Below are 12,685 nucleotides of genomic sequence, written 5' to 3'. Positions count from 1 at the left end.
CGGCTGTGCGCGGCCCGGTCGGCCGCGCACCCGCCGGGATCACCCGGAACCGGCGAGGGCCATCGGGGAGCGGTTGCACCGCTCCCCGATGGCCCTGCGGCGGATCCCTGCGTCAGACCTCAGAAGGTCAGGTTCCAGGAGTCGATCTTGCCGCTGTCGCCGCGGGCGTTGTCGTTGACCCGGAGCTTCCAGGTGCCGTTGGCGACCTCGGAGGAGGCGTTGACGGTGTAGACCTGGTTGATGTTGTCGGTGCTGCCGCCCGAGCGGTTGTGGAGCGTGTAGACGGAGCCGTCCGGGGCGATCAGGTCGACCTTGAGGTCACCGATGTAGGTGTGGACGATGTTCACACCCACCTTGAGGGCGGACGGGGCGTTGCCGGTCACGCCGCTGACGGTGATCGGGCTCTCCACCGTGGTGTAGTCGCTGATGGCGTAGTCCGCGGTGCTCTCGAAGTACGTGCCGGGCTGCGGGGTGCTGCCGACCGCCTTGAGGGCGTCGACCTGGCCCTCGCCGAAGAAGCCGTTCTTCGCCGTGGTGCCCTTGCAGCGGCTGTCCGACGGGCAGGCGACGTCGTTGGCCTGAGTGGCCAGCTTGTCGCGCAGCTGCGCCGGGGTGATCCCCGGGTTGGTGCTGGCCAGCAGTGCCGCCACACCGGCCACGTGCGGCGAGGCCATCGAGGTGCCGCTCATGGAGCCGTACTTGCCCCCCGGCAGGGTGCTGTAGATGCCGGTGGAGTCTCCGCCGGGAGCCGTGACGTCGATGACGTTCAGGCCGTAGTTGGAGTACGAGGCCTTCGCGGTGGTGCCCATCGCCGAGACGGTGACCACGCCCGGGAGCTCGGTCGGGATGTCCAGGCAGGCGTTGGTGATGGTGCGCCTGACCGGCGTCGAGTCGTTCGGGCTCTCGGTGTCGGTCGTCTTGTTGGCGAGGTCGATGTTGGAGTTGCCGGCCGCCGCGACCTGGAGCGAGCCCTTGCCCTCGGCGTACTCCTGGGCGCGCTTGACGCCCTCGATGATCGCGGCCTGGTCGGCGTTGTCCGGGCAGTTGAACTGCCACGGGTCCGTGTAGTAGCTGTTGTTGGTGACCTTGAAGCCGTGGTCGCCGGCCCACATGAAGCCGCAGATCGTGTTCTCGGCGAAGAACAGCGAGGAACCCGGCTCTGCGATGCGCACCGATGAGATCTTCACGCCCGGGGCCACGCCGATGACGCCCTTGCCGTTCTTGGCGGCGGCGACCGTACCGGCCACGTGGGTGCCGTGGGTGCCGACGTCGCGCCAGGCACCCGTACGGGTGTCCGGCTTGCCGTAGGCGCAGGACGCGGAGTCCGCGGCGTTGAAGTTCGGGGCCAGGTCCTGGTGCTGGTCGTCCACACCGGTGTCCAGGATGCCGACCTTGACGGAGGCGGAGCCCGTGGTGACGGCCCAGGCCTGGTCGGCCTTGATCTGGGTCATGTCGGCGCGGACCGGCTCGCCCGAAGGCGTCGCGGACTGCGTGGGATTGGCGGGCAGCGCCGGGTTGTAGGCGTCCGCCGGCACGTCCGAGGTGCGGGTGGCGCCGACCTGCTGGACCCCGCTCACGCCGCGCATGGTGGCGGCGAAGGAGGCGGAAGCGGAGTGGGCGGTGATGACGCCGATCGCGTCGTAGTGCTGGAAGACCGTTCCCCCGTTGGCGGTGACCGCGTTGCGGACCGCCGTGGTGTCACCGGGGGCGGTGATCACCAGGTAGGCGCGGGTGCCGGCAACCCAGGTCGCACTCTGGGAAGCAGGGGCCGCGGCCTTGGGCGCCGCCGCGGGGGCGGGGGCGGCGGAGCCGGACGGAGAGACCGGAGCGGTGCCGGCGAGCGCGGCGGGCGCCCCGAAGGCGAGGGCCGCGCCGAGGGTGGCGGCCAGCACGAGGGTACGCCGAGGTCGGCTGGATATGTGGGGTATCAATGCGTCCTCCGTTGACCCGGTGGTCAGGCCGGGCCGTACGAAACAAGTGGTGGACGCAAGATGTCATGCACGCGGCCGGTTGCGGAAGTACCTTTTACAGCACCGGGGTTCGTTTATCGGTGGCCGAATTCCGACTATGGGTGCAAGTGCGGAGAATGCGACGGGCCGGCCGGGCGGGGCACCGTGGGGGCGAGCCCTGCACGACCGGCCCGCCGAGGGCGGACCGGTCGGGGAGCCCTAGACCGGCACGCCGTCCTCGGGGCGGTGCGCCGGGACCGCCGCGGCGGTCCCGGCGGGGGCGGCGACCGGAGCCGCGGCCGGTGCGGCCGGCTGCGTCCCGTGCCCGTCGTCGACCAGCGTCTTCTCGTCGAAGGGCAGCCGTCCTGAAAGGACTTCGCAGGCCCGGTCGCGGTCGAACTCCTTCGTCCAGGTGCCGATGAGCACGGTCGCGACCGCGTTGCCCGCGAAGTTCGTCAGGGCCCGCGCCTCGCTCATGAACCGGTCGATGCCCACGATCAGGCCCACTCCGTCCACCAGTTCGGGCCGGTGCGACTGGAGGCCCCCGGCCAGGGTGGCCAGACCCGCGCCGGTCACGCCGGCCGCACCCTTCGACGCGATGACCATGAACAGCAGCAGCGAGATCTGCTCGCCCAGGGCCAGCGGCGTACCCATGGCCTCGGCGACGAACAGCGAGGACATCGTCAGGTAGATCGCGGTCCCGTCCAGGTTGAAGGAGTACCCGGTCGGCACGGTGATGCCGGTGACCGGGCGGGAGACGCCCAGGTGTTCCATCTTCGCGATCAGCCGCGGCAGCGCCGACTCCGACGAGGAGGTCGACAGGATCAGCAGGAACTCCCGGCCCAGGTAGCGCAGCAGGGCGAAGACGCTGACCCCGGTGCACACGCGCAGCAGGGTGCCCAGCACCAGGAAGACGAAGAGCAGGCAGGTCGTGTAGAAGCCGATCATGATGACGGCAAGGGACTTCAGGGCGTCGATGCCGGTCGCGCCGACCACCGCGGCGATCGCCCCGAAGGCGCCCACGGGAGCTACCCACATGATCATCGCAAGCACTCGGAACACCAGCTTCTGCACGTGCCCGATGCCCCGCAGCACCGGTTCGCCGGCCGCGCCCATGGCCTGCAGGGCGAACCCGCACAGGAGCGCCACCAGCAGCGTCTGGAGCACCTCGCCCCCGGTGAAGGCGGAGACCAGTGTGGTCGGGATGGTCCCCAGCAGGAACTCCGTCGTGCTCTCGGCCCCGCCCGCCTTGGCCTGCGCCTCGCCCGCGCTGCGCGCCGCCTCGGTCAGCTGCAGCCCGCTGCCCGGCTCCAGGAGGTTGCCGACCAACAGGCCGATGGCCAGTGCCACCGTGGACATGACCATGAAGTAGCCGAGGGCCAGTCCGCCCACGGCGCCCACCTTGGCGGCCTTGCGCACCGAGCCGATGCCCAGCACGATCGTGCAGAAGATCACGGGCGAGATCATCATCTTGATGAGGTTCACGAAGCCCGTGCCGAGCGGTTTGAGCTCCACGGCCACGCCGGGTGCGGCGAACCCGACCGCGATGCCGAGCAGCACCGCGGCGATCACCGCGATGTAGAGATAGTGCGTTCTGTCGCGCCTGGCGGCCACGATGCCTCCTGGTGGTGAAGTCGTCCGGGGAGACCATCACCCAGGGCTGTGACCCCGGTCACCCTTGCGTTCATTGAGTTCACGACCCGGTGCACACTGAGCGCCATGTTCCGCCTCCCTCGTCCGCCGCGCAGCCTCGCCGGCCAGCTCTTCGCCATGCAGGTACTGCTCGTCGCCGTGGTCGTCGCCGGCTGTGCCGTCTTCGCCTACGCCACCGCCCGGGGGCAGGCCGAGGAGGCCGCCGCGCGCCAGGCCGGGGCCGTGGCCCGCGCGGTCGCGGACTCGCCCTCCGTGCGCGAGGCCGCCCGGGGAGCGGCGCGCGGGACGGACCCCTCGGCAGAGCTCCAGCCCTATGCACAGAAGGTCCGGGTGGACTCCGGGGTCGACTTCGTGACGATCATGGCTCCGGACGGCAGGCGCTGGACCCACCCCGATCCCCACCGGATCGGTGAGCCCTTCCTGGGCAACACCGCCCCGGCCCTGCGCGGCGAGACCTTCAGCGAGACCTACACCGGCACCCTCGGCCCCTCCATCCGCGTGGTCACCCCACTCGACGACGACGGTCGGATCATCGGCCTGGTCAGCGCGGGAATCACCGTCCGAGCCGTCAGCGACCGGCTCGGCGCGCAGCTCTCCGCGCTGGTGTGGGTCGCGGGCGGAGCGCTCGCCCTCGGCGGCGCCGGCACGTACGTGGTCAACGCGCGGCTGCGCCGCCACACGCACGGCATGAACGCGGCCGAGCTCAGCCGGATGTACGACTACCACCAGGCGGCCCTGCACGGGGTGCGCGAGGGACTCCTCATGCTCGACGGGCAGCGCAGGATCACCTTGATCAACGATGCCGGTCGCGAACTGCTGGGCCTGCCCGGCGACGTCACCGGAACGGGTGCCGCCGACCTCGGGCTGCCGACGCCCCTCACCGGTGTACTGCTCGCCGACCGGCCCCGGGTGGACGAGGTGCACCTGACCGCGGACCGGGTGCTGGTGGTCAACAGCTCGCCGGTCGCCGGCGGCGGCCGCCGGGGCACCGTCGTGACCCTGCGCGACCACACCGAACTACAGGCCCTGACCGGTGAGCTGGACCACGAGCGGGGATTCACACAGGCACTGCGCTCCCAGGCCCACGAGGCGGCCAACCGGCTGCACACCGTGGTCTCCCTCATCGAGCTCGGCCGTGCCCGGGAGGCGGTGGACTTCGCCACGGCCGAGCTGGAGCTGGCGCAGGCCCTCACCGACGAGGTGGTCACCGCCGTGGGCGAGCCGGTACTCGTCGCGCTGCTCCTGGGCAAGGCCGCCCAGGCGCACGAGCGGGGTGTCGAACTCGCCGTGACCGCCGACAGCCGCAGCCTGGCCGACCTGGCAGGCCTGCCGCCGGCCCGCGATCTCGTCACCGTGCTGGGCAACCTCATCGACAACGCCGTCGACGCGGTGGCGGCCGTCCCCGGGGCGCGGATCGCGGTCACGCTGCGGCCCGAGCGCGACGGGCTGCTGCTGCGGGTCGCGGACAACGGGCCCGGACTGCCCGAGGGGGTCGACGTGTTCCGCAGGGGCTGGTCCGGCAAGGGTGAGGGCCGCGGCCTCGGCCTCGCGCTCGTCGCCCAGGTGGCTCAGCGCTACGGCGGCGCGGTGGTCGCCGCGCAGGGGCCGGGCGGCGGTGCGGAGTTCACCGTACGGCTGCCCGCCGCTCCCGAACGGGCCGCGGATCGGGCACCGGCCGCGCGGAGCCCGCGGTGAGCGGCGCAGAGGTGCGCGTGCTGGTGGTCGAGGACGACCAGGTCGCCGCCGACGCGCACGCGTTGTACGTCGACCGCGTGCCCGGGTTCGCCGCCGTCGGAGCCGTCCATTCGCTGGCCGGGGCCACCCGGGTGCTGGAGCGCACGCGGGTCGACCTGCTCCTGCTGGACCTCGGTCTGCCCGACGGACACGGCCTTCGCTTCGCGCGTGGGCTGCGCGCCGCCGGGCATCCGGTCGACGTGATCGTGGTGACCTCCGCCCGGGACCTGGCCGTGGTCCGCGAGAGCGTTTCGCTGGGCGTGGTCCAGTACGTCCTGAAGCCCTTCGCCTTCCCGACGCTGCGCGAACGGCTCCTGCGCTACGCCGAGTTCCGGCAGGCGGCGGGTGAGGCGGCCGGTCAGGACGACGTCGACCGGGCGATGGCGGCGCTGCGCGCGCCACGCCCGGCCGAGCTCCCCAAGGGGCTGAGCGCGCCGACCCTGGACCGGGTCGCCGCGCTGCTGCGGTCCGCGTCCGAGGGGCTGACCGCGGCGGGGGCGGCCGAGGCGGCCGGGATCTCCAGGATCACCGCCCGCCGTTACCTGGAGCACCTGGTGGAGAGCGGCCGGGCGGACCGGACCCCGCGGTACGGCCAGGTCGGCCGCCCCGAACTGCACTACCGCTGGCTGGCGGCGGCGACCGGTTCGGTGTCGAACGTGTAGAACTTCCGGTGGTCCAGCATGTCCGCCGGGGTCACGTCGTTCCACGGCCGCATGGTGTCGTTCAGGTCCACCACGTTCGTGGTGCCCGCTGCCGGCAGGTAGGCGGACTGCGGGTGCTTGGCCTGCCAGTCCGCCCACAACTTGTCGACGAAGGCGTGGTGCATCCAGAACACCGGGTCGTTGGGGGAGACGCCGGTGGACATCTGCCCGCCGACCCACACGTGCACCCGGTTGTGCAGGTTGACGCCGCGCCAGCCCTCCAGGTGGTTGCGGAAGCCGTTCGAGGAGCTGTTCCAGGGAGCCATGTCGTAGACCGGCATGGCCAGGACGGAGTCCACCTCGGCCCGGGTCGGCAGCTGGGCAACGCCCGCACCCAGCGTGCGCCGCAGGTAGGGACGCCCGTCCACGCGCACGTTGATGTTCCAGCGGCCCGTCGAGTAGGCGAAGGGGCCGTCGAGGACCTGCCCGTCGCGGGCCCGGCCGGTGCCGCCGAGGAAGTCGGGGGCCCAGAGGGAGGAGCGGGTGGTGCGGTCGGCGGTCCAGTCCCAGTAGGGGAGTGCGACGCTCGCGTCCACCCGCTGCAGTGCCGCCTCGAACTCCAGCAGGAAGCGGCGGTGCCAGGGCAGGAAGGAGGGGGAGCGGTGGCCGACGCGGTCGCCCGAGTCGGTGTCGCTCATGATGAAGCCGTTGTGGGTGGTCACGAAGCGGTCGTAGCTGCCGTCCCGCTTGAGCTCCAGCAGCGCCGAGGTGAAGGCGCGCTTCTCGTCGGAGGTCAGGGAGGCCTGGTTCTTGCGGACGGTCATGCCGCACCGCCGAAGGGGACGAGGGGAGCGCCCTGGAGGTCGCGGACGGCGGCGCGGGCGAGGAGCTTGGGCTCGGTGAACGTCTCGTAGTGGTTGATCACGCTGATCCAGCTGCCGTCGGCGTTGCGCATGATGTGGAGTTCTCTGCCGTCTATCCGGACGGTGGGTTGGCCGGCTGAGTGGTGGCCGCCGTGGTGGCCTCCACCGCCCGTGCTGATCTGGATGCGGCGGCCCTGGTAGACCTCGTCGACCGTGCCCGGGGGTGTGGAAACGGCCGGGGTCGCGGCGGCGCTCGTGGCGACGCTCGATGCTGCGGCGGTCAGGCCGAGGACGGTGAGTGCACCGGCGGTTGTCCCCAGAGCCTGACGGCGGGTGATCTTGTTCATGCCCGAAGAGGTATCAGCGCTCGGAGGAGACGTGGCCGGTATCCGGACATCGGCGGATAAGTTGCCGGTAGAACCAGTTGGATGATCTTCCCGTCCGGGTCGGCTCCTGAGGCCCGGACGGGAAGATCTGCGGGAATGAGTCTACTGGGCGGTAAGTTCTCCTGTGGGGCGGGGGTCGTATGAACGGTGTCACACGGGAGAGTCGGCCGGAAGCGGAGTGTCAGCGCGCCGGCGAGATGGCCGCCGGGCGGCCCTGCGGGATGTCCTTGATGAACACGAGTCCGTCGGTCACCGGCAACTGGGCGGCCTCGAAGGGGGCGTAGCCGAACCAGGCGGACGTGCGGGGCGCGGTCGGCGTCCCCGCGAGGGCGGCGCCGAGCGCACGGGAGTCGACCACGCAGAGGTCGTCCGGGAGTGCGTACAGCAGGCCTTCCAGCGTGCCCGACTGCGGGGTGTCCACCCCTCGGTGCCGGATCGTGCCCAGGGCCGTCGCGAAGAAGGCGTACTGCCCGCCCAGGTGTGCGCTTGCGATCGCACCCGCGCTCCACCACTCCAGGGGCAGGTCGCCCATTCGCATCGCGCTCCTGCCCCGCTGGAGGTGGCTGTTGTGGGCGTGGACCAGGGTGGGGCCGCGCCGGGCGAGGGCGAGGAGGTTCTCGGCCATCATCAGGTCCCGCAGGCCGACCAGCCGCGCCATGCGGCCGGGTGAGGTGTCGGCCATCCAGTGGTGGTAGCCCAGTAGGCCGGTGGCCGTGCGTCCGTGGAGGCGAGCCCGCTCCCACTCCTCCCGCGACGTCGCCCCGATCAGGTGCGGCGTCTGCGCTTCGAGCAGCGCCACGAGGTCGTCGGCGAGCAGTCGCAGTTCACCGGCCCCGGCGGAGCGGCCCGCGGACCGGGCCGGATCCGTCATCGCGGCCGGCTCGGTCCACCGTGCGTCGGTTCCGAGCAGGCGGTCGAGCGTTTGCCCGGTGCACGGGAGCAGGGCGGTGTCGACGTGGTGGGCGAGGTAGTCGTACAGCGCGGTGAGGGCCTCGCGGGGGCTCGCGGCTCCGGTGATCTCCAGCGGGCCGTCGATGCCGGCGAAGCGGAGCCGGTCGGCCGCGGGCCGGCCGTCGTTGTACGCCCGCATCCAGCGCACGAGTTCGCGGTTGGCCGCGGACTCGCCGAAGCCGTGGGTGAACCCGCTCTCCATGACCTCGTCGAGGCCGCCCGTGCCGGAGGTGACGTAGGCGTCGACGCGCAGTGCCGCCAGGCAGTCGCTCTCGATCGCGATCGTCCGGTAGCCCTCCTCCTCGACGAGCTGCCGGAACAGCTCGTTGCGGACGTCGAGCAGCGCGTCCTCTCCGTGGGTGGGCTCGCCCAGCGCGAGCACCCGCGGCCGGGTGGTGAGCAGCCCCATGACGGCGGCGGCCTCGACGGTGTGGACGGTGTCCTTGATGCCGATATCCATACCTTCAACGCTATCGTTGAAGCCCCGGTTGAGAGTTTCCCGCCATATCATGGGGTCAATGCGGAAGAACCTTAAAAGCGGTGTGCGGCTGAGGCCGGTCGATCTGGCGCGCGGCCACGGCCTGTCCACGCAGGCGATCAGGAACTACGAAGAGGCCGGCATCCTCCCGGCCGCCGACCGCACGTCCCACGGCTACCGCACCTACACCCCGCTGCACGCCCGCGCCCTGGACGCCTTCCTCGCCCTGGTGCCCGGCCACGGCCACCGGACGGCGGCGTCGATCATGAAGGCGGTCAACGAGGGCGTGCTCGACGACGCGTTCCGCCTCGTCGACGAGAGCCACGCTCAGCTGCTCGACGACCGGCGGACCCTGTGGGCTGTGGAGCGCGCCCTGCGCGACCTGGCGCCCCTCACGGAGGTTCCCGCATCCGGTGACACGTTCATCGGGCCGCTCGCGAAGCGGCTCGGGGTCCGCCCCGCGACCCTGCGCGCATGGGAGCGTGCCGGGCTCGTCCAGCCGCGGCGCGACCGGCAGACCGGCTACCGCGTCTACGACGCGGCCGCCGTACGGGACGCCCGCCTCGCCCACCAGCTCAGGCGCGGCGGCTACCGGCTGGAGCAGATCGCCCCGCTGCTCACCGAGGTCCGCTCGGCCGGCGGCCTGGAGCCCCTGGACGCGGCCCTGGGCACCTGGCGCGAACGTCTGTCGGCCCGCGGCCGGGCCCTGCTGGCCGGCGCCGCCGAGCTGGACGGCTACCTCCGCGCCGCCGACCGACGGACCGGCGGGTGACCCGCCGGTCACCGCCCCGCGTCACCATCCGAAGTGCCGGTGAATGGCGACTTTCTTCACTTATAGTCCCGATATGGCCCTGCATGAGACGAAGGACGCATCCCGCCAGGACGCCGACACGGACGTGTTCGCGTCCACGTTGAGCGGCCAGATCCTCCCCAAGTACCGGATTCCGGAGGACCACTCGCCCACCGAGGTCGTCTACGAGCTGCTCCGCAACGAGCTCCTGCTCGACGGCAACGCCGCCCAGAACCTCGCGACCTTCTGCACCACCTGGTCGGACGAGGGTGTGCACCGCCTGATGAACGTCTGTCTCGACAAGAACATGATCGACAAGGACGAGTACCCGCAGACCGCCGAGATCGAGTCCCGGTGCGTCAACATCCTGGCGGATCTGTGGAACGCCCCGGCCGGCACCACCGCCACCGGATGCTCCACCACCGGCTCCAGCGAGGCTGCCATGCTCGGCGGCCTCGCCCTCAAGTGGCGCTGGCGCGAGCGCCGCCGCGCCGAGGGGCTCCCCACCGACCGCCCGAACCTGGTCTGCGGGCCGGTCCAGATCTGCTGGGACAAGTTCGCCCGGTACTTCGACGTCGAGCTGCGCCAGGTCCCGCTGGAGCCCGGCGCCACCGGCCTGCGGCCCCATCAGCTCGCCGAGTACGTCGACGAGAACACCATCGGCGTCGTCGCCATCCTCGGCGTCACCTACACCTGCGACTACGAGCCCGTCGCCGAACTCGCCGCCGAGCTCGACCGGATCCAGGCCGAGCACGGCTGGGACATCCCCATCCACGTCGACGGCGCGAGCGGCGGCTTCGTCGCCCCCTTCCTCCACCCCGACGTGGTCTGGGACTTCAGACTGCCGCGCGTCGCCTCCGTCAACACCTCCGGCCACAAGTACGGACTCGCGCCCCTCGGAGTCGGCTGGATCATCTGGCGCTCCGCCGACCTGCTCCCCGCGGAGCTCGTCTTCAAGGTGGACTACCTCGGCGGCGACATGCCGACCTTCGCCCTCAACTTCTCCCGCCCCGGCGGTGAGGTCATCGCCCAGTACTACCTCTTCCTGCGCCTCGGCCGCGGCGGCTACGCCAGGGTCCAGCAGGCCTGCGCCGACACCGCCCAGTACCTGGCCCGCCAGATCGCCGACATGGGCCCCTTCACCCTCCTCTACGACGGCAAGGGGGCCCTGCCCGCCGTCTCCTACACGCTCACCGACCCGGCCTCGGCCCCCTTCACCCTCTACGACCTCTCCGACCGGCTGCGCATGCGCGGCTGGCAGGTGCCCTCCTACCCGCTGCCCGCAGACCGCGACGACACCGTCATCCAGCGCGTCCTGGTCCGGCACGGCGTGACCCGCGACCAGATCGCCCTGCTCGTCGAGGACCTGCGCCGGGCCGTGGAGCACCTGACGGCCTCGCCCCCGCCCGCACCGGCCACCGCACCCCGCTCCGGCTTCCACCACTAGGCGCGGCGGATGGACGCGGGAGGCCCGTCCGACGTCTGGGCGCGGGGCGACGCCTACGAGCGGTACATGGGCCGGTGGAGCCGCCGGGTCGCCGAGCTGTTCCTGGCGCGGCTGGGCGCCCCGGCCGCCCTGCGATGGCTGGACGTCGGCTGCGGCACCGGGGCGCTGACCTCGCAGGTCGCGTCCCGGTGCCGGCCGCGCACCGTACTGGGACTCGACCGGTCCGGGGAGTTCGTGCGCGCCGCCCGGGCCGCCGCGCCCGTGCCCGCCCGCTTCGCCGTCGCCGACGCTTCGGCGCTGCCCCTACGCGACGCGGTGTTCGACGCCGTCGTCAGCGGACTCGCCCTCAACTTCGTCGAACCGCCCGAGGCGGCGGTCGCCGAGGCCGCCCGGGTGGTCCGGCCCGGCGGGCTGGTCGCGGCGTACGTGTGGGACTACGCCGACGGCATGGCGCTCCTGCGCCTCTTCTGGGACGCCGCGGCCGCCGTCGACCCGGCGGCCGCCGCGCTGGACGAGGGCCGACGCTTCCCCCTGTGCCGCCCCGATCCGCTGCGCGCGCTCTGGACGGGGGCGGGGCTGACCGACGTGACGGTCGGCTCCGTCGAGGTGCCTACCGTCTTCACCGGCTTCGAGGACCTGTGGGAGCCGTTCCTCTCCGGTCAGGGACCTGCTCCCGGCTACGTCGCGACGCTCGCCCCCGGGGCCCGGGACCGGCTGCGCACCCGGCTCGCAGCGACCCTGCCCGCCGGCCCGGGCGGCTCGGTCCGGCTCACCGCACGCGCCTGGACGGTCCGGGGGAGGCGCCCACCCGGCCCGCCGCAGTGACGCAGGTCACGCCACCGATGTGTCACATCCGCCACCGGCGGCCGGTCGTCCGGGTGTGACTGAAACCAAGAACGTCTTGCTGGCCGGGGCGAGCGGAGTCCTGGGACACCACATCGCCGCGGCGCTCACCCGCGCCGGCCACACCGTGACCGGCCTCGGCCGGGGTGCCGGATCCGACGTACGGGCCGATCTGCTGGACCGTGACGGACTGCTGGGCGCGGTCGCCGGCCTCCGGATCGACACGATCGTGCACGCGGCCACCGCCCTGCGCGAGGCACCGATGAGGCACCGGGACATGTACGCCACCGACGGCCTGCGGCTCATCGGGACCCGGCACCTGATGGAGGCCGCCCGCGAGCTCGGCGCCCGGCGCGTCATCGCCGAGTCGATGGTCTTCGGCTACGGCTACCGGGACTTCGGCCGGCACGTGGTCACCGAGGCGGGGGACCTCTTCGGCCCCACCGGCGACCGCGCGGTGGACCGCCACGTCGAGGCGATGCGGGTCAAGGAGCAGCTCGTACTGGAGGCGGACGGCATCGAGGGGATCGCCCTGCGGTTCGGCCTGTTCTACGGAGCAGGGGGCACGGAGGCCCTCGTGGATCTGCTGCGCCGCCGGAAGCTTCCGGCGGTCGCCGACCAGGGGCGCGTCCTGCCCTGGGTCGACCTGGCGGACGCCGGCCGGGCCGTGGCGCTCGCCGTCGAGGGAGGCCGGGCAGGGCAGGCGTACAACATCGCCGACGACACCCCGATGGGCTTCGGCGCGCACGTCAAGGCGGTCGCGGAAGCCTTCGCCACCCCCAGGCCGCTGAACGCGCCCAGCTGGCTGATGCGTGCCTACCCCTACGCCCACCGGATGGTCACGACGAACCTCCGGGTGTCCAACGCCAGGGCGAAGGCGGAGCTGGGATGGGCCCCGAGCCACCCCGACTGCGTCGCAGCGTTGCGCGCACTCGCCCGTGGCTGATTCG

At 72.2% G+C, this 12,685-nt stretch carries 11 protein-coding genes; 6 read left to right on the top strand and 5 right to left on the bottom strand.

Annotation, left to right across the window (positions count from 1 at the left end; genetic code table 11):
• Positions 1-119 precede the first annotated feature (119 nt).
• Both AW27_RS01570 and AW27_RS01565 read right to left on the bottom strand, forming a co-directional pair.
• On the bottom strand, positions 120-1,892 hold the full coding sequence (locus AW27_RS01570) for a S8 family peptidase (protein ID WP_037917216.1): 1,773 nt from the start codon (positions 1,890-1,892) through the stop codon (positions 120-122).
• A 276-nt stretch (positions 1,893-2,168) separates the two neighbouring features.
• The gene (locus AW27_RS01565; protein WP_052030141.1) at positions 2,169-3,563 is read right to left on the bottom strand and encodes a cation:dicarboxylate symporter family transporter; all 1,395 of its coding nucleotides are present in this window, start codon (positions 3,561-3,563) and stop codon (positions 2,169-2,171) included.
• Between the two features lie 105 nt (positions 3,564-3,668).
• Here AW27_RS01565 and AW27_RS01560 point away from each other — a divergent pair, with 105 nt between their 5' ends.
• Both AW27_RS01560 and AW27_RS01555 read left to right on the top strand, forming a co-directional pair.
• Positions 3,669-5,297 carry a sensor histidine kinase gene (locus tag AW27_RS01560; protein WP_037917218.1) on the top strand — a complete coding sequence of 543 codons (1,629 nt, stop codon included), beginning with the start codon at positions 3,669-3,671 and terminating at the stop codon, positions 5,295-5,297.
• Positions 5,294-5,998 (top strand): response regulator, encoded by a 705-nt coding sequence (locus tag AW27_RS01555; protein WP_037917220.1) that lies wholly within the window; start codon positions 5,294-5,296, stop codon positions 5,996-5,998. Before AW27_RS01560 ends, AW27_RS01555 begins: the two co-directional genes overlap by 4 nt.
• Here the strand turns inward: AW27_RS01555 and melC2 are convergent.
• The 3 genes from melC2 to AW27_RS01540 form a co-directional block, all read right to left on the bottom strand.
• Positions 5,953-6,801, bottom strand: coding sequence for a tyrosinase MelC2 (gene melC2, locus AW27_RS01550; RefSeq protein ID WP_037917222.1), 849 nt, complete (start codon positions 6,799-6,801; stop codon positions 5,953-5,955). The two genes, AW27_RS01555 and melC2, sit on opposite strands and share 46 nt — an antisense overlap.
• Complete coding sequence (melC1, locus tag AW27_RS01545; protein ID WP_037917224.1) at positions 6,798-7,187, bottom strand: apotyrosinase chaperone MelC1; 390 nt, start codon at positions 7,185-7,187, stop codon at positions 6,798-6,800. Before melC1 ends, melC2 begins: the two co-directional genes overlap by 4 nt.
• Before the next feature lie 220 nt (positions 7,188-7,407).
• Positions 7,408-8,637: an erythromycin esterase family protein gene (locus tag AW27_RS01540; protein WP_037917226.1), complete on the bottom strand. Its 1,230-nt coding sequence runs from the start codon at positions 8,635-8,637 to the stop codon at positions 7,408-7,410.
• 58 nt (positions 8,638-8,695) lie between these two features.
• On the opposite strand from AW27_RS01540, the gene AW27_RS01535 reads away from it, so the two are divergent.
• The 4 genes from AW27_RS01535 (at position 8,696) to AW27_RS01520 (ending at position 12,681) form a co-directional block, all read left to right on the top strand.
• Complete coding sequence (locus tag AW27_RS01535; RefSeq protein WP_037917228.1) at positions 8,696-9,427, top strand: TioE family transcriptional regulator; 732 nt, start codon at positions 8,696-8,698, stop codon at positions 9,425-9,427.
• A gap of 73 nt (positions 9,428-9,500) precedes the next feature.
• Positions 9,501-10,892 carry a glutamate decarboxylase gene (gene gad / locus AW27_RS01530; protein WP_037917230.1) on the top strand — a complete coding sequence of 464 codons (1,392 nt, stop codon included), beginning with the start codon at positions 9,501-9,503 and terminating at the stop codon, positions 10,890-10,892.
• 9 nt (positions 10,893-10,901) lie between these two features.
• Positions 10,902-11,717 (top strand): class I SAM-dependent methyltransferase, encoded by an 816-nt coding sequence (locus AW27_RS01525; RefSeq protein ID WP_037917233.1) that lies wholly within the window; start codon positions 10,902-10,904, stop codon positions 11,715-11,717.
• A gap of 55 nt (positions 11,718-11,772) precedes the next feature.
• On the top strand, positions 11,773-12,681 hold the full coding sequence (locus AW27_RS01520; protein ID WP_037917234.1) for an NAD-dependent epimerase/dehydratase family protein: 909 nt from the start codon (positions 11,773-11,775) through the stop codon (positions 12,679-12,681).
• Positions 12,682-12,685 lie beyond the last annotated feature (4 nt).

Source organism: Streptomyces sp. PCS3-D2, assembly GCF_000612545.2.
Classification (GTDB): Bacteria; Actinomycetota; Actinomycetes; order Streptomycetales; family Streptomycetaceae; genus Streptomyces.
The sequence above is the reverse complement of the archived record's forward strand: the minus strand, read 5'-3'. Positions and strand labels throughout refer to the sequence as shown.

Excerpts from the sequence above, each read along its gene's own strand:
- AW27_RS01560 (WP_037917218.1), top strand. The coding sequence starts at position 3,669 with ATGTTCCGCCTCCCTCGTCCGCCGCGCAGCCTCGCCGGCCAGCTCTTC.
- melC1 (WP_037917224.1), bottom strand. The coding sequence starts at position 7,187 with ATGAACAAGATCACCCGCCGTCAGGCTCTGGGGACAACCGCCGGTGCA.
- gad (WP_037917230.1), top strand. The coding sequence starts at position 9,501 with ATGGCCCTGCATGAGACGAAGGACGCATCCCGCCAGGACGCCGACACG.
- AW27_RS01540 (WP_037917226.1), bottom strand. The coding sequence starts at position 8,637 with ATGGATATCGGCATCAAGGACACCGTCCACACCGTCGAGGCCGCCGCC.
- melC2 (WP_037917222.1), bottom strand. The coding sequence starts at position 6,801 with ATGACCGTCCGCAAGAACCAGGCCTCCCTGACCTCCGACGAGAAGCGC.
- AW27_RS01525 (WP_037917233.1), top strand. The coding sequence starts at position 10,902 with ATGGACGCGGGAGGCCCGTCCGACGTCTGGGCGCGGGGCGACGCCTAC.
- AW27_RS01535 (WP_037917228.1), top strand. The coding sequence starts at position 8,696 with ATGCGGAAGAACCTTAAAAGCGGTGTGCGGCTGAGGCCGGTCGATCTG.